This is a genomic window from Rhizobium sp. EC-SD404, assembly GCF_902498825.1.
GTDB lineage: Bacteria > Pseudomonadota > Alphaproteobacteria > Rhizobiales > Rhizobiaceae > Georhizobium.
Genome location: NZ_LR701459.1, coordinates 515,085 through 531,722, shown reverse-complemented (window position 1 = coordinate 531,722; position 16,638 = coordinate 515,085). Strand labels below are relative to the sequence as shown.

The window sequence follows — 16,638 nt, the reverse complement described above, 5'->3', positions numbered from 1 at the left end:
ACAGCATAGGCAATTGCTCAAAGCCGTTGCCGGCGACACTCATCTGGGAGGAACTCATGAGACACAGGTTTTCGCTTCTCGCCACCTGCGCGGCACTGCTGGTCGGAACCACCGCAGGCGCGTCGGCACAGGAGACGCTGACGATCGCGACGGTGAATAACGGCGACATGATCCGTATGCAGGGTCTGACAGACGCCTTCACCGAAGCGCATCCGGATATCCAGCTGAACTGGGTCACACTGGAAGAAAACGTGCTGCGCCAGCGCGTCACCACCGACATCGCCACCAATGGCGGCCAGTTCGACATCATGACGATCGGCACTTACGAAGTACCGATCTGGGCAGAGAACGACTGGCTCCTCCCACTCGAGAACCTCGGCGACGACTATGACGTGGACGATCTAATCCCCGCGATCCGTGAAGCGCTTTCCACGGATGGCACGCTCTATGCCGCACCATTCTATGCGGAAAGCGCCATGACGCTCTATCGCACAGACCTGTTCGAAGCCGCCGGCATCGAAATGCCGGAAGCCCCCACATGGGACTTCATCGCCGACGCCGCCCGCCAGATTTCCGAAGCCAATGACGATGTCTACGGCATCTGCCTGCGCGGCAAGCCCGGCTGGGGCGAGAACATGGCCTTCCTCGGGTCCATGGCCCGCTCGTACGGCGCCAACTATTTCGACGCCAGCTGGCAGCCGCAGTTCGACAGCGAAGGCTGGACGACGGCGGTGACGCAGTATGTCGAGATGATGACCGAGTCCGGCCCTCCCGGTGCAGCCTCCAACGGTTTCAACGAGAACCTGACGCTCTTCAACCAGGGCCGTTGCGCCATGTGGATGGACGCGACCGTCGCCGCATCCTTCGTCACCAACCCTGAAGAAAGCCAGGTTGCCGAGAATGTCGGCTTCGCGCCGTTCCCGTGCGGCATCGAGAACTGCCCGAACCAGGGTGCCAACTGGCTCTGGGCTTGGTCGCTCGCGATCCCGGCTGGCTCGCAGAAGGCAGAAGCTGCCGAGACCTTCATCTCCTGGGCAACCTCGAAGGCCTATCTCGAACTGGTCGCCGAGAACGAAGGCTGGTCGAACGTTCCCCCCGGCACGCGCACCTCGCTCTATGAAAACGAGCAGTACACGTCCGAGGCACCGTTCGCCGAGCAGACGCTCGCCGCGATCAACAATGCCGACCCGTCGATCACCGACGACAAGCCCTATGTCGGCCTGCAGTTCGCAGCCATCCCCGAGTTCCAGGGACTTGGCACCGCGGTCGGCCAGCAGATGGCCGCAGCCGTCTCCGGCAGCATGGACGTGACCCAGGCGCTTCAGGCCGCTCAGCAGGCAGCCGTGCGCGAAATGACACGGGCCGGCTACATTCAGTAAGCCGCCCGATCCCGCCCGGCCAGATCCTCCGTCGGGCGGGATTTATCTTCTGTCGGCAGCTAAGACCTTCCGGCACCCGAGCTTGAGCAATTTCGTTCTTCTTCGAACAGCTCAATCGCTCCAAGTTTTTGATTTATCGCGTTTCCAAACGGTGAACCGGTTTCAACTTCACCTGGAACCGCTCCAGCTTTGCGCAGCAATCGATAGCGATCCGCCGAGGACGGCCTTGCCATGGCAACCCTGCAGACGAAATCCGCCGCACGCCTGATGATGGCGCCCGCCGTCATCGCCCTGCTGATCTGGATGATCGTGCCGCTGTCGCTGACGCTCTATTTCTCGACACTGAACTACAATCTATTCAATCCCGCCGAAACACCGTTCATCGGCCTGACGAACTACCGCTTTTTCCTGACCGACCCGGCCTTCTTCACGGCGCTGCGCAACACGCTGACGCTGGTCGTCGGTGTTCTTCTCATCACCGTCTGCGGCGGTATCCTTCTTGCGCTTCTGCTCGACCAGGTCTTCTACGGCGTCAACATCGTGCGCCTTCTGGTCATCGCACCCTTCTTCGTAATGCCGACCGTCGCCGCGCTCGTCTGGAAGAACATGATGATGAACCCGGTCTACGGCGTCATCGGTCAGTTTCTCAACTGGATCGGCATCGGCGCGATCGACTGGTTCTCCAACGCGCCTCTGACCGCCATCATCATCATCGTCGCCTGGCAATGGCTGCCCTTCGCGACGCTCATTCTTTTGACTGCGCTTCAGTCGCTGTCGGAAGAGCAGAAGGAAGCCGCCGAGATGGACGGCGCCGGCGCATTGTCGATCTTCTGGTACATCACGCTGCCGCACATGGCGCGCGCCATCACGGTCGTCATCCTGATCCAGACGATCTTCCTGCTCTCCATCTTCGCCGAGATCTACGTGACGACATCGGGCGGACCGGGCCTGCAGACGACGAACATTCCGTATCTCGTCTACAGCCAGGCACTTCTGCAGTTCGATGTGGGCGGCGCATCCGCCGGCGGGATCGTGGCGGTCATTCTCGCCAACATCGTTGCCTTCTTCCTTGTCCGTATCATCGGCAAGAACCTCGACGCTTGAAGGGATTGAGATCATGGCCCGCGCAGTGTCCACCCGCCGCAAGATCACCTTCACCATCATCGGATGGTCGGTCGGCCTGTTGATCTTCTTTCCGGTCCTCTGGACGATCCTCACCTCGTTCAAGACCGAGCTCGACGCGATATCCATTCCGCCGAAATGGATTTTCTTCGACTGGACGCTGGAGAACTACGCCACGGTTCAGGAGCGCTCGGACTACTTCCGCTTCATGATGAACTCGGTCTATCTCGCGCTCGGCTCGACCGCGCTCGGTCTCATCTTTGCCATCCCGGCCGCCTGGGCCATGGCATTCTCGCCGACGCCCCGCACCAAGGACGTGCTCTTGTGGATGCTCTCCACCAAGATGCTGCCGGCGGTCGGCGTGCTCATCCCGATCTACCTGATCTTCCGCGACTGGGGTCTGCTCGACAGCCGCGTCGGTCTGATCGTCGTTCTGTTCCTGATCAACCTGCCGATCATGGTCTGGATGCTCTACACCTACTTCAAGGAGATCCCCGGCGAGATCCTGGAAGCCGCGCGCATGGACGGTGCGTCGCTGCGCAAGGAGATCACCCATGTGCTGGCGCCGATGTCGGTCCCAGGCATTGCCTCCACCGTGCTTCTGAGCGTGATCCTCGCCTGGAACGAGGCTTTCTGGACGCTCAATCTGACGACGTCAAACGCAGCCCCGCTGACGACGTTCATCGCCTCCTATTCGAGCCCGCAGGGCAATTTCTACGCGAAGCTGTCGGCGGCATCGACGCTGGCCATCGCACCGATCCTCATTCTCGGCTGGTTCTCGCAGAAACAGCTCGTCCGCGGCCTCACCTTCGGCGCCGTGAAGTAGGGAAGACAGACAATGGGCAACATCACCCTCCACCAGGTCTCGAAATCCTTCGGAACGACGAAGGTCATCAAGGACATCGATCTCGAGATCGACGACGGCGAGTTCGTCGTCTTCGTCGGCCCGTCCGGTTGCGGGAAGTCGACTTTGCTGCGGCTGATCGCGGGCCTGGAAGATGTCTCGGGCGGAAAGATCATGATCGACGGCACAGACGCGACCGGCCTGGCACCTGCGAAACGGCGCCTGTCGATGGTCTTCCAGTCCTACGCGCTCTATCCGCATATGAGCGTGCGCCAGAACATCGCCTTTCCGTTGAAGATGGCCGGCAACGACAAGTCGGTGATCGACAAGAAAGTCGGCGATGCCGCGCGCATCCTGAACCTCACCGACTATCTCGACCGCAAGCCGCGCCAGCTTTCCGGTGGCCAGCGCCAGCGCGTCGCCATTGGCCGCGCGATCGTGCGCGAGCCGGAAGCCTTCCTGTTCGATGAGCCCTTGTCGAACCTCGACGCGGCGCTGCGCGTCAACATGCGGCTCGAAATCTCCGAATTGCACCAGCAGCTCAAGACGACCATGATCTACGTCACCCACGACCAGGTCGAGGCGATGACCATGGCCGACAAGATCGTCGTCCTGCAGGCCGGCCGCATCGAGCAGGTCGGCTCGCCACTCGATCTCTACAAGCATCCGGCAAACCGTTTCGTCGCCGGCTTCATCGGTTCGCCGAAGATGAACTTTGTCGAGGGCCTGGAAGCCGAACGTCACGATGCGACCGCGATCGGCGTGCGGCCGGAACATCTCGACATCTCGACCACTGACGGCGCGTGGAAGGGCAAGGTCGGCGTGTCCGAGCATCTCGGCTCCGACACCTTCCTGCACGTCCACCGCGATGGCGCCGGACCCAATGACGAGGTGATTACCGTGCGCACCGGTGGCGAAGTGATGCTCGCACATGGCGATACGGTCTACCTCACGCCGCAGGGCGATAAGATCCACAAATTCGATGCGCAGGGCCTGGCAATCAAATGAAGCGATTGGGAGGAAAATCCGCGCTGATCACGGGGTCGGCGCGCGGCATCGGCCGCACCTTCGCGGAAGCCTATATCCGCGAGGGCGCAACGGTGGCGATCGCCGATATCGATGTCGAGCGCGCTGAAAAGACCGCGGCGGAGATCGGCGAAGGAGCCTACGCGGTGGCCCTCGACGTGACCGACCAGGCATCGATCGACGCGGCGATCTCCGCCGTGGAAGCGCGCTGCGGCGGCCTCGACATTCTCGTCAACAACGCCGCCATATTCGATCTCGCGCCGATCGTCGACATTACGCGCGAAAGCTTCGACCGCGTCTTCCGCATCAACGTGTCCGGGACGCTCTTCATGATGCAGGCGGCTGCGCGCTCCATGATCGCGCAGGACCGCCCCGGTCGCATCATCAACATGGCAAGCCAGGCCGGCCGCCGCGGCGAAGCGCTCGTCGCCGTCTATTGCGCATCGAAGGCGGCGGTCATCAGCCTCACCCAATCCGCCGGGCTGAACCTGATCCACCACCGCATCAACGTCAACGCGATCGCCCCGGGCGTCGTGGATGGCGAGCACTGGGACGGCGTAGACGCGCTCTTTGCCCAGTACGAGAACCGGCCGCGTGGCGAAAAGAAGCGCCTCGTGGGTGCGGAAGTCCCTTTCGGCCGCATGGGAACCGCCGACGATCTCGTCGGCATGGCGATTTTCCTCGCCGGCCCTGAAAGCGAATATGTCGTGGCCCAGACCTACAATGTCGACGGCGGCAACTGGATGAGCTGACGCGCCTTGAAGGCTGCGTTTGAGGAATGAAAATAATGCTGACCAAACCATCGCTCGCCACGTTGCCGGACCTTCAGGGAAAGGCCGATCTCCCGGCCTATGACCGCGCGGCGCTGTCGCCTGGCATTCTCCATTTCGGCATCGGCAATTTCCACCGCGCCCACCAGGCGGTCTATCTCGACGATCTCTTCAACCAGGGGCGCGACCGCGATTTCGCGATCGTCGGCGCCGGCATACTGGCCTCCGACGAGGCGCTGCGCGAGAAGCTGGAGCAACAGGACTACCTGACGACCGTGGTCGAACAGGAAGCCGACAAATCCACCGCGCGCGTGACCGGCGCCATGGTCGACTATATTGAGCCCGGACATGCAGCGGCGATCATCGAGAAGCTCGCCGATCCGGCGATCCGCATCGTCTCTCTCACCATCACCGAGGGCGGCTACTATATCGATCCCGCCTCCGGTCGCTTCGATCCCGACCATCCCGACATGCGCCATGACGCCGAAAATCCGGCCACGCCGAAAACTGTGTTCGGGCTCATCCTCGCGGGTCTCGCTGCACGGCGGAAGGCCGGAACGCCCGCCTTCACCGTCATGTCCTGCGACAACATCCCCGGCAACGGCCATGTGACCGAAAACGCCGTCGCGGGTCTTGCCGACCAGTTCGACCCGGATCTCGCCCAATGGGTTCGCGCCAATGTCGCTTTTCCGAACGGGATGGTCGACCGCATCACCCCGGCGACGGGCGAACGCGAGATCGGCATTCTTGCCAGTGAATTCGGCATCGAGGACGCATGGCCGGTCTTCTGCGAAGACTTCAAGCAGTGGGTGCTCGAGGACAAGTTCCCGGCCGGGCGCCCTGCGCTCGAGGATGTCGGCGTCACCTTCGTCGACAATGTCGCGCCATACGAACTGATGAAGATCCGCATCCTCAATGGCGGCCATGCGACGATCGCCTATCCGGCCGCCCTGATGGACATTCATTTCGTCCATGAAGCGATGGAAGACCCGCTGGTGCGCGGATTTTTGCAAAAGGTCGAGCGCGAGGAGATCATTCCCTGCGTCCCGCCGGTGCCGGATACGGACCTGCAGGATTATTTCGCCCTCATTGAGCGCCGCTTCGCCAATCCCAAGATCGGCGATACCGTTGCGCGGCTGTGCCTCGACGGCTCCAACCGCCAACCCAAATTCATCCTGCCTTCCACCGCCGATCGGCTGCAGGCGGGCAAGTCCGTCAATGGCCTCGCGCTGGTTTCGGCACTGTGGTGCCGTTACTGCGCCGGAACGTCCGATAGCGGCCGCGTCATTCCGGCCAACGATGCCAGCCATGAACGGCTGAAGGCGGCAGCACTCGCCGCGCGTGACGACCCATCAAAGTTTCTGGCGCTCTCCGACATCTTCGGATCGGTCAGCACGAATCCGGTCTTCACCAAGGCGTTCGCGGATCATCTGGCGGCACTTTGGCGCGACGGCACGAAAGCGACGCTGCAGACTTTCCTGAAAGACGCATAGGGGGCGAAGCCTTGGCGATCGAGATCAGCGCCCGTTCGAACTATCAGCCGGATCTCGTGATTTTCGATTGCGATGGCGTCCTCGTCGACAGCGAGCCGATTTCCATCGCCGTGCTGATCGACCTCGTCGCCGATATCGGTTTCGAGCTGACCGAACAGGCCGCCTATGAGCGCTTTCTCGGAAAAAGCATGGCGAGCATCTGCACCGCTCTCGGCGAAGATCCGGGCATCGCGGTGACGCAGGAGCATCTCGAAGCCATGCGCGGCGCGCTCTACAAGCGCTTCCGCAGCGACCTTCAGCCCATCGAGGGCATTGCCGAGGCGCTCCAGAATTTGTCGATGCCTTGTTGCGTCGCCTCTTCCAGTCAACCGGAACGCATCGCCCTGTCGCTCGAAGTCACCGGCCTCCTCGACCGGCTCTCTCCGCACATCTTCAGCGCCACGATGGTCGCGAACGGCAAGCCCGCGCCCGATCTTTTCCTGCACGCTGCGGCTGCAATGGGCGTGGACCCCGCAAAGTGCCTCGTCGTGGAAGACAGCGCGCCCGGCGTGGAAGCCGCCAAACGCGCAGGAATGCGGGTTTTTGCCTTCACGGGAGGATCCCACGCGGCGCAGTTCGATCTTCACGCCCGTGTCGCCGCCCTTGAGCCAGACTTGATATTCGATAACATGCGCGAACTTCCAGCGCTGCTGGGGACCAGAACCTGACGGGAAAGTTGTGTTGGTGAAGCGCGCATTCGTCGCTGCGGTCGATGTCGGGACCGGGAGTGCCCGCGCCGGCATTTTCGATGCGCATGGCAACATCCACGCGCGCACCGAGCATCCGATCGTCATGCTTCGCCCGCTTCCCGGCCACGCCGAGCATGATTCCGACGACATCTGGAACGCTGTCTGCCGAGCCGTCCGCGATGCCGTCACGGAAGCCGGCATTCCGGCCGAGGACGTCGCAGGCATCGGCTTCGATGCGACATGCTCCATTGTGCTGCGGGGCAAGAGCAGCGAGCCGGTCACCGTCTCGACCACCGGCGACGCACGCTGGGACACGATCGCCTGGCTTGATCACCGGGCGATCGCAGAAGCCGACGAGGCCACGGCAACGCGGCACCGCGTGGTGGACTATGCAGGCGGCACCATCTCGCCCGAGATGGCGACGCCGAAGCTCGCCTGGATCAAGCGCAACCTTCCCGGAAGCTGGCAGGCGAGCGCCCTTTTTCTGGACCTGGTGGATTTCCTCACATGGAAAGCCTCGGGCTCCACCGCGCGCTCCCAATGCACGCTCACCTGCAAATGGACGTTTCTGGCTCACGACACCTCGCCATGGGCGCATGACTATCTCGCTGCGATCGGCATCGAGGACATGACGGCCCAAGGCGGCCTGCCGGCGAAGGCTGCGCCTGTCGGCGCCAATCTCGGCCCACTCACGGCGCAAGCGGCTCAAGACTTGGGACTGACCGTCGATTGCCAGGTCGGCGTCGGCTTGATCGACGCCCATGCTGGTGCGCTTGGCGCCTTGGGTGGCTATGCCGGCGACGCTACCGAGATGAAGCGCCGCGTGGCGCTCATCGCCGGAACCTCAAGCTGCGTCACGGCCCTAACACAGAGCCCGCGGCCTATCCACGGCATCTGGGGTCCGTATCTCGGCGCCGCACTTCCCGATTTCTGGTTGTCCGAGGGAGGCCAATCGGTGAGCGGCGGCCTCCTCGATCACATCATCGAAACGCACGGAAGCGGCCTCAAGCCCGACAAGGCCGCGCATCGGCGCATCTGTGCCCGCATTGCCGAACTGCTCGTGGTTGAAGGGCCGGACCTCGGCGGCCGCATGCATATCCTGCCGGACTTTCACGGCAACCGCTCCCCCCTTGGCGATCCGCACGCATTGGGTGTCGTCAGCGGACTGTCGATCGACACGTCGTTCGACAGCCTTTGCCGGCTCTATTGGCGCACCGCCGTCTCCATCGCGCTTGGGATTCGCCAGATCGTCGAGGCGATGAACGAGAACGGTCTTTTGATCGACACGATGCATGTCGTCGGCGGCCATACGCGCAACCCGGTGCTGATGGCGCTTTATGCTGATGCGACCGGCTGCAACACTGTGACGCCTGCCGCCGAAGACGCGATGTTGCTCGGCACCGCCATGACCGCCGCCTCCGCCGCGGGGTGGCACGACACGCTTGCGGCCTGCTGCAGCGCTATGATCAAGCCCGGGACCGTCCGCCATCCAGATCCCGCCATGACGAACCGCTTCGACCGCGACTATGCGATCTTCAAGCTCATGCAGGCGCAACGTGCCGAGATCGAGCGCCTGTCGAAATAGGGGTGAGTCCACGGTCTGCTAGCCGCAAAACGAGAGGGTGAGCATGGCGTCTTCCGCCGGACGCTGCTAACCCGCATCAAACGCGAAGGGCGAAGCTCGATCTGCCCTCGGACACCAATTTCGCGCAAGGCGCACCGATGCCCGCTGAACAGTTCGATACCGTGATCCTTGGCGCCGGCGCCGCCGGCATGATGTGCGCGATCCAGGCTGCCTCCAAAGGCGGGCGCGTGCTCGTCGTCGATCATGCGAAGGCGCCGGGGGAAAAGATCCGCATCTCGGGTGGTGGACGCTGCAACTTCACCAATCTCCATGCGAGTGCCGCGAACTTCATCTCGCGAAATCCGCATTTCGCGAAGTCCGCGCTTAGCCGTTACACCCAGCATGATTTCATCGCGCTCGTGGAGCGACACGGCATCACTTACCACGAGAAGACGCTTGGCCAGCTCTTTTGCGACAACTCGGCAAAAGACATCATCGCGATGCTGTTGGCGGAAATGGACTCGGTCGGCTGCGAACTCCGCCTCGGGACATCGATCGATAACATCGAGCGGCGCGAAACCGGGTTCGAGGTGAAGCTTTCGGCCCCCGATGCAAGCACCGTCCATTGCCGCAACTTCGTCGTCGCCTGCGGCGGCAAGTCGATCCCGAAGATGGGCGCGACCGGCCGGGGCTATCAGATCGCGGAACAGTTCGGACTGCCCCTCGTCGAGACACGACCGGCACTCGTTCCCCTGACATTCGGCGAGGATGTGCTGGTCGATTTCCGGGAGATGGCGGGCCTTGCCGTGGACGCGCGCATCTCCTGCGGCAAGACGCATTTCGACGAAGCGATGCTCTTCACCCATCGCGGCTTGTCTGGTCCCGCAGTTCTCCAAATCTCGTCCTACTGGCGCGAAACCCAGCCGATCGAGATCGCGCTTCTCCCGTCGGAAGATATCTTCGAGTCCCTGCGGGCGGCCAAGAAAGCCAACGGAAAGAGATCCATCACGACGGCCCTGGCCGAGATCCTCCCCAAGCGTCTCGCCGCCTACGCATCGCGCTTTGCAGGATCGGACGGACCGCTCGCCGAAATGAGCGACAAGGCACTCGAAGCCGTTGCCGACAAACTGAAGCACTGGGAAGTTTATCCGGTCGGCTCCGAGGGTTATCGAACGGCCGAGGTCACGCTGGGCGGCGTCGATACCGCTGCGCTCAACTCGAAGACCATGGCGACCAAGACCGTCGAAGGGCTCTATTTCATCGGCGAAGTCGTCGACGTGACGGGCTGGCTTGGTGGCTATAACTTCCAATGGGCCTGGTCTTCCGGCTGGGCTGCAGGAAGCGCAATCGCAACCGCGCACGCTTGAAATCGGACCACGCGCAACAAATCTTCAGGTCCGCGATTCAATTGTTGACAGAAGTACTCATATTTACGTAGTCCGGAGTCCTTGCAGTTGAGTGGGGATTGTCGTGGTTCGTTTGTCGTCGAGTGTTCACCTGAAGCGCGCGCTTCTCGCATCCGTCTTGATTTCGCTGTCGACCAGCGCTCTTGCTCAAGACACCACCGTCCTGGAAACCTTGACCGTCGAGGACGAAGCGGTCTCCGCGGATCAGGCCACGGGCGGGCCGAAAGGCGAGACGATCATCCGTCAGGTCAGCGTCGGCAAAAGCGACCGGCCGGTTGCCGAAACGCCGCGCTCCGTGTCGGTCGTCAGCGAGCAGCGCCTTTCCGACCAGGGCGTCGACGATGTGTCCGACGCGCTTCTCTACGTGCCGGGCGTCTATGCCGAAACCTTCGGTCCAGACACGCGCGTCGATTCCAAGACGATCCGCGGTATTTCCGCCCCGCAGTTCCTCGATGGCCTGCGCAACGATTTCTCGTTTTACAACAACAGCCGCATCGACCCTTACGCGCTCTCCGCCGTCGAGGTCATCAAGGGCCCTGTCGGCGCGCTTTACGGCAGCGGCGCATTGGGCGGCATCGTCAACTTGACGAGCAAGCTTCCGCAGGAAGTGGCTGCGCGCGAAGTCTTCGTGGAAGTCGGCACGCACGACCGAGCCCGCATCGGCGTCGACCTGACGGGTCCGGTCAGCGCGGATGGCAACCTCCTCTACCGGTTCGTCGGCGCGGGTCAGAAGAGCGGCACGCAGGTGGATTTCGTGGATGACGACGGGCTCTTCATCAACCCTTCGCTCACCTGGCAGCCGACCGACGATACCAAACTGACGGTGATCGGCCTCTACCAGAACGACGATGGCGGGCTGACGTCGCGGTTCGTGCCCATAGAGGGATCGCTGATCCCGACCGACAACGGCAATTTCGTCGACAATGGCACCTTCCTCGGCGAACCCGATTTCGACCGCTACGCCGCGGAACGCGCCTCCGTCACGGGGCTCTTCGAGCACCGCTTCAACGAGACGTTCAGCGTAGACGTGGCGGCGCGCTACACGGACAGCACGGCGGACTACGACCAGGTCTACCCGTTCCCATGGAACGTGACCGGGGACACCGTGCCGCGGCTTCTCTACTCGGCCTATAACGAAGCGCAGAGTTTCGTCTCCGACGCGAGGCTCAATGCCGAATTTGACACCGGCGCCGTGAGCCACGCCCTCTCCTTCGGGCTCGACTATCAAAATTCGACCACCCGCTCCGACAGCTATTCGCAGGCCTTCAGCCCGATCGACATGATCAACCCTGTTTACGGCACGCCAGTACCCAGCTTCACGCGGGCGCGCGGACCGGAACAGCAGACCGACCAGACCGGCATCTATGCCTTCGACAATCTCTCGTTCGACGACCGTCTGTTCGTGACGCTCGGCCTGCGGCACGACTGGTACAACGATGCCGCCGACGTCGAGACTGAAGCATTCTCGGGCAATGCCGGCGTTCTTTACCGTTTCGACAACGGCATCGCGCCTTATGTCAGCTACGCCACCGCCTTCGAGCCGCAACCTGCGGACTCGCGCGGCTTCACTTATGATCCGGTTACGGGGCGCCAGATCGAAGCCGGCATCAAGTATCAGCCGGTCGGCACGCCCCATCTCTTCACCGCATCGGTCTTTGAGATCGACCAGACGGACCGCCGTCTGCCCAATCCCGTCGGCAGCCCCACGGGACCGGAATTCGTGCAGAACGGCGAAACGACGATCCGCGGTTTTGAATTCGAAGCGCAAACCCGCTACCGCGATATCGAGCTTTTGGCGGGCTACAGCTATCTCGATACGGAAGACAAGGTGACCGGCTTCGAACTCGCTTCGGTCCCGACCCACCAGGCATCCGCATGGGTCACTTACCGGCCGCAGGGCAACCAGCTCGAAGGCTGGGTGTTCGGCGGTGGCGTGCGCTATGTCGGCGCCAGCCTCGACGGCGCCGACAACTTCGAGACACCGTCCTTCGTGCTCGCCGACGCGCTCGTCGGTTACGAGACCGAGCGCTGGTCGGCGCAGCTCAACGTGCAGAACATCACCGACGAGGACTACCTGACGACCTGCCTTGCACGCGGCGATTGCTTCTATGGCCAGGGCCGCACGGTCAACTTCAAGCTTGCCACGCGGTTCTGACCAGAAAGCTGAACGCCCGTGAACGCACACCCACGACATCCCCATCCGACCGAGGCGGCTGCTCTGCCGGACGAGGTTGCGCGGATGCAGGTGCTGTTGGAGCGCGCAAGGCTGCAGACACCCCTTCTCGACGGGAAGATCGAACGCTGGTCGGCGGGCTATCTCGATGGCAGCGATGCCGATGCCGGACTGATCGCCACGCTGGTCCGCGAGACGGCTCAGGCGCATCAGGCGGCCGGTCCTGCCTATTGGGCCGCCCGCTCTTGGTCGATGCTGGTCTGGCAGCCCTGCATCCTGGCGGTGCTGGCGGTGCACGATCTGAAGTGCGGGCTCAGTGTCGACCGCATGCAGCAGCGCATCGACGGCACGCTCGTCGCCGGATACCGGTTTTGCGACAATGCCCTCAGTGAGAGCGCTCCAGACGATGCGCTTTCGACGACCGCCCAGTCGCTGACGGATCTGACCGATACGCTGTTCTGGCGCCTGAGCGGCATCATCAAGATCAAGCGGGTCTATGCGGAACGTCTGCTCGCCGACCGCCTGCTCGGCGTGCTTCTGGCCCATCCCGCCTTTGCCGGCGACGACCGCGGCCTGTCGTTGCTTGCCGCCAAGCAAAGATGGCTGGCCGCCATGCACCTCGATGGTGCCAGCGATATCGCACTCGCGACGGACATCGATGGACGCTGCAGCCCGCAGCTCGTTCGCAAGGCCTGTTGTCTCCACTACCGCACCGAGCCGGGACAACTTTGCGCATCCTGCCCCAAACTGACGGAAAAGCGACGCGCCGACGACGACTGATCCGGTCGTTCAAAACCCCAAGGACCTGCATTGCCATGCCCTGTCGGGTTGGGCCAGAATGCGTCCCAGTTTTCAGTCTCTCGGGGCCACCATGGATCTCATGAACCTTCTACGATCCGCGGAGGCGCTCCTCTACGAGATCGTATCCTGGCTCATCTTCTACCCGCTGACATTCTGGCGCTGCGTCACGCACCCTGTCCGCATGATGATCTATGCGGAACGCGAATTGACCGACCCACCGGAAGAGCAGTTCGTCGACACCTTGTCACCGCCGCTCTTCCTCTTCCTGACGCTCGTCCTCGCCCATCTGTTTCAGATGAATGTCGGCGTATTGCAGCCTGAGCTCGGCGGCGTATTGTCCGACGATCGCAATCTGCTGCTGTTTCGGGCCGTCGTCTTCAGTCTGCTGCCGCTGCTGGTCGGGATCCAGAGGGTTCATCAGAAGAACCAGAAGCTGACAAGATCAACGCTGCGGCCCGCCTTCTATAGCCAGTGCTATCTGGCGGCCCCCTTTGCGCTCAGTTTCGATATCGCTTTGGTCATTGGTCAGTTGGATCACCCGCTGTCCAATCCGATCGCGTGGACGCTCTTTCTGACCGGGCTGATCTGGTATCTCGGCGCACTCAGCGGTTGGTTCGCCATCCACGGCCCAATGAGCCGACTGCGTGGACTCTTACAAGCCATCGGAACCGTGCTCTTGGGCGCTTGTATCGCGCTGGCGGTTCTCATTCCCGTGGCCTCCGTCACGGTCGTCCAACCCTGACGGAGGCAGCCGGAGAGCCTAGAAGAGCGCGCTTTCAGCAATCAGGACGCCGTCCGCGTCCATATAGGCCCAATGTCCTGGGACGAAATCGGCCTGGCCGAAAGTGACGCGCAGATCGCGGTGCCCTGCAGCGGTCTTGGTGCTTTTCACCGGTGAACGGCCGCGCGAGAACACCAGAAAATCCATGCCGTCCAACGCTTCGCCGTCACGGATGGCACCATTGACGATGATGCCTGCCCATCCGCTCGCGCGCCCGATCTCGGCCAGCACGTCGCCGACCAGTGCCGTGCGTGTCGATCCGCCACCGTCGACGACGAGAATTCGACCTTCGCCCGGCTCCGACAGCGTCTGTTTCACGAGCGCGTTGTCCTCGAACACCTTAAGCGTCGAGATTGGCCCGTAAGCAGATGCACGGCGGCCGAACCGCTGCCATGTGGCGTCGCAGAACCGGACCTTGTCTTCGTAATCGTCGACCAGGTCGGCCGTCTTGATGTCGCGCATTTCAAATCTCCTCAGGCTTTCGGCGCCGCGAGCACGCGCACCGCAGAGCCGGCACGCCAAGCGGCGATATCTTCGACGGCATCGCGATAGAAGGCGGTATAGGCACCCGCCGTCACATAGCCGAGATGGGGCGTCGTCACCGCATTCTGCACACGGCGCAACGGGTGATCTTCCGGCAACGGCTCGTCGTTGTAGACATCGAGGCCTGCGCGGATGCGGCCTTCCGTCAGTGCCTCGATCAATGCTGCCTCATCCACAAGCCCGCCGCGCGAGGTGTTGATCAGCATTGCACCGGGCTTCATCAACGCCATCTCGGCGGCGCCGACGATTCCCTTCGAGCGTTCCGAAAGGATGAGATGCAGCGAGACGATATCGGCCTCGCGAAAGAGCGTTGCCTTGTCGACGCGGCGAACGCCCAGGCTCTCCGCATGTTCGTCGGTCAGGTTTTGGCTCCAGGCGATTACGTCCATGCCGAAGGCTTTTGCGATTGGCACCATGCGGCTGCCGAGCTTGCCGAGCCCGATGAGGCCCAGTGTCTTGTCGCCGATCGACATGCCGATCGTCTCCTGCCAGCCACCGTCACGAACACGGGCATGTTCCTGAGGTATCGAGCGTGCGACGGAGAGGATGAGCCCGAAAGCGAGTTCCGGCGTCGCCATGGGCGATTCACCCGGATGGGTATGGGAAATCGTGATCCCGCGATCGGTGGCCGCGTCCATGTCGATCGTGCGGGTGCGCCCGCCCGTAACGACGATCAGCTTGAGCGAAGGCAGCCGCGCAATCAGCGACGCGGGCATCGCCATGCGCTCACGCATCAAAACGAGCACATCGAACTCGGCCAATTCTGCCGCAGCCTCGTCTTCGCTGGACAGATTGCGATCGAAGACAGTGATCGAAGCTTCGGTGCCGAGCGACGCCCAGTCGGCAAGCGACAGCGCGACATTCTGGTAGTCGTCGAGGATCGCGATCTTCATGCCGCACTCCGCAAGGCTAGGTCGTCGGCAACGAAGGCGACGCCGGCGCGGCTGGCCTCGTTTTCGAGCATCGTGATGTCCTCGACCGATATCGGCAGACCGTTGCGCCGCCGCTCCGCTTCGCGGATCGATTCCGGCTCGCCCGGCATCAGGATCGGCTGGTCGTCGTGCAGGCGGGGCTGGCCCTTGGCGCGGGAGACAAGGTCGCCCATGCGGGTGCGATAATCGCCCTCGCCGAGGAAGAGATCCGGCTTCAGCGCCACGAACATGTGGCCGACATCCTGAGCGCGATCGAAATCGGCATACTGATTGCCGACTTCGCCGCCGAAGGCCGAGCCGGACATGACGCCGGCGACCACCTCCATCATTAGCGAAAGCCCCGAACCCTTCGGTCCGCCGAGCGGCTGGATGATGCCCTCATAGGCCTTCTGCGCATCGGTCGTCTCGTTGCCGTCGGCATCGAGCGCCCAGCCCGCCGGGATCGGTTCGCCTTTCTGCGCAGCGCGGCGGATCTTGCCGCGCGCCACGACCGATGTCGCCATGTCGAGGATCACCGGCGGCGTGCCGTCGCCACCGGGAGCGCCGAAGGCAAATGGGCTGGTTCCGAGAAACGGCTTCCTGCCGCCCCAGATGGGCATCGCGGGAGACGCATTGGTGAATACGAAGGAGACGTAACCGGCTTTGGCCGCATCGATGAGATAGGTCGCCGCCATGCCGAAATGGGTGCTGTTGTGCGCGGCAACGACGCCCACGCCGTAGGTTCCGGCGCGCGTGCAAGCCTCGGCCATGGCCTTCTTCGCGACCAGGAAACCAAGCCCGTTATCGCCGTCGATTTTGGCGCAGGCGGCTGCGATCTCTTGAATGGCAAGCGTCGGTGCGACGTTCACGAGCCCTTTGCGCAAGCGCTCCAGATAGATCGGCATGCGGCTGACGCCGTGCGATCCGACACCGCGTAGATCCGCCAGAACGAGACAGTCCGCGACCGTGCGCGCATGGTCCGTCGGCACGCCCACAGAGGCGAATATGCGGGCGACGAGATCGGTCAGCCGAATGGGATCGACGTTCAAAGACACGTCTGAAGCGGGCATGCGGCATATCCTCCCCTGGCATCACGC

Annotated in this window: 15 protein-coding genes; 12 read left to right on the top strand and 3 right to left on the bottom strand. The window is 62.7% G+C overall.

Going from position 1 to position 16,638, the window contains the following annotated elements; genetic code table 11:
- Nucleotides 1–56 precede the first annotated feature (56 nt).
- The 12 genes from GC125_RS03560 to GC125_RS03505 all read left to right on the top strand — a co-directional run bounded on the left by GC125_RS03560 (nt 57) and on the right by GC125_RS03505 (nt 14,048).
- Nucleotides 57–1,379, top strand: coding sequence for an ABC transporter substrate-binding protein (locus tag GC125_RS03560; protein ID WP_151984075.1), 1,323 nt, complete (start codon nt 57–59; stop codon nt 1,377–1,379).
- A gap of 231 nt (nt 1,380–1,610) precedes the next feature.
- Nucleotides 1,611–2,483, top strand: coding sequence for a carbohydrate ABC transporter permease (locus GC125_RS03555; protein WP_151984074.1), 873 nt, complete (start codon nt 1,611–1,613; stop codon nt 2,481–2,483).
- Between the two features lie 13 nt (nt 2,484–2,496).
- Nucleotides 2,497–3,327 carry a carbohydrate ABC transporter permease gene (locus tag GC125_RS03550; RefSeq protein ID WP_151984073.1) on the top strand — a complete coding sequence of 277 codons (831 nt, stop codon included), beginning with the start codon at nt 2,497–2,499 and terminating at the stop codon, nt 3,325–3,327.
- Between the two features lie 12 nt (nt 3,328–3,339).
- Complete coding sequence (locus GC125_RS03545; RefSeq protein WP_151984072.1) at nt 3,340–4,353, top strand: ABC transporter ATP-binding protein; 1,014 nt, start codon at nt 3,340–3,342, stop codon at nt 4,351–4,353.
- Complete coding sequence (locus GC125_RS03540) at nt 4,350–5,123, top strand: L-iditol 2-dehydrogenase (RefSeq protein ID WP_151984071.1); 774 nt, start codon at nt 4,350–4,352, stop codon at nt 5,121–5,123. The genes GC125_RS03545 and GC125_RS03540 overlap by 4 nt, the downstream gene beginning before the upstream one ends.
- A 35-nt stretch (nt 5,124–5,158) precedes the next feature.
- Nucleotides 5,159–6,634, top strand: coding sequence for a mannitol dehydrogenase family protein (locus GC125_RS03535; RefSeq protein ID WP_151984070.1), 1,476 nt, complete (start codon nt 5,159–5,161; stop codon nt 6,632–6,634).
- A gap of 11 nt (nt 6,635–6,645) precedes the next feature.
- Nucleotides 6,646–7,341 carry an HAD family hydrolase gene (locus GC125_RS03530; RefSeq protein ID WP_286165348.1) on the top strand — a complete coding sequence of 232 codons (696 nt, stop codon included), beginning with the start codon at nt 6,646–6,648 and terminating at the stop codon, nt 7,339–7,341.
- 16 nt (nt 7,342–7,357) lie between these two features.
- On the top strand, nt 7,358–8,947 hold the full coding sequence (locus tag GC125_RS03525) for an FGGY-family carbohydrate kinase (RefSeq protein ID WP_151984069.1): 1,590 nt from the start codon (nt 7,358–7,360) through the stop codon (nt 8,945–8,947).
- Nucleotides 8,948–9,084: 137 nt separating this feature from the next.
- Entirely contained in the window at nt 9,085–10,293 is a 1,209-nt protein-coding gene (locus GC125_RS03520) for a BaiN/RdsA family NAD(P)/FAD-dependent oxidoreductase (RefSeq protein WP_151984068.1), read from the top strand.
- Nucleotides 10,294–10,396: 103 nt separating this feature from the next.
- Nucleotides 10,397–12,487: a TonB-dependent siderophore receptor gene (locus GC125_RS03515; protein ID WP_199864424.1), complete on the top strand. Its 2,091-nt coding sequence runs from the start codon at nt 10,397–10,399 to the stop codon at nt 12,485–12,487.
- A gap of 18 nt (nt 12,488–12,505) precedes the next feature.
- The gene (locus tag GC125_RS03510; protein ID WP_151984066.1) at nt 12,506–13,285 is read left to right on the top strand and encodes a siderophore ferric iron reductase; all 780 of its coding nucleotides are present in this window, start codon (nt 12,506–12,508) and stop codon (nt 13,283–13,285) included.
- 100 nt (nt 13,286–13,385) lie between these two features.
- The gene (locus GC125_RS03505) at nt 13,386–14,048 is read left to right on the top strand and encodes an MFS transporter permease (protein ID WP_151984065.1); all 663 of its coding nucleotides are present in this window, start codon (nt 13,386–13,388) and stop codon (nt 14,046–14,048) included.
- Nucleotides 14,049–14,066: 18 nt separating this feature from the next.
- Here the strand turns inward: GC125_RS03505 and rraA are convergent, their stop codons facing one another.
- Genes rraA through GC125_RS03490 form a run of 3 tightly spaced genes read right to left on the bottom strand, consistent with a single transcriptional unit; the run spans nt 14,067 to nt 16,611 of the window.
- Nucleotides 14,067–14,549, bottom strand: a complete 483-nt coding sequence (rraA, locus tag GC125_RS03500) for a ribonuclease E activity regulator RraA (RefSeq protein ID WP_151984064.1) — start codon at nt 14,547–14,549, stop codon at nt 14,067–14,069.
- 11 nt (nt 14,550–14,560) lie between these two features.
- The gene (locus GC125_RS03495) at nt 14,561–15,523 is read right to left on the bottom strand and encodes a D-2-hydroxyacid dehydrogenase family protein (RefSeq protein ID WP_151984063.1); all 963 of its coding nucleotides are present in this window, start codon (nt 15,521–15,523) and stop codon (nt 14,561–14,563) included.
- Nucleotides 15,520–16,611 carry an Ldh family oxidoreductase gene (locus GC125_RS03490; RefSeq protein ID WP_151984062.1) on the bottom strand — a complete coding sequence of 364 codons (1,092 nt, stop codon included), beginning with the start codon at nt 16,609–16,611 and terminating at the stop codon, nt 15,520–15,522. The genes GC125_RS03495 and GC125_RS03490 overlap by 4 nt, the downstream gene beginning before the upstream one ends.
- Between the last annotated feature and the right edge of the window lie 27 nt (nt 16,612–16,638).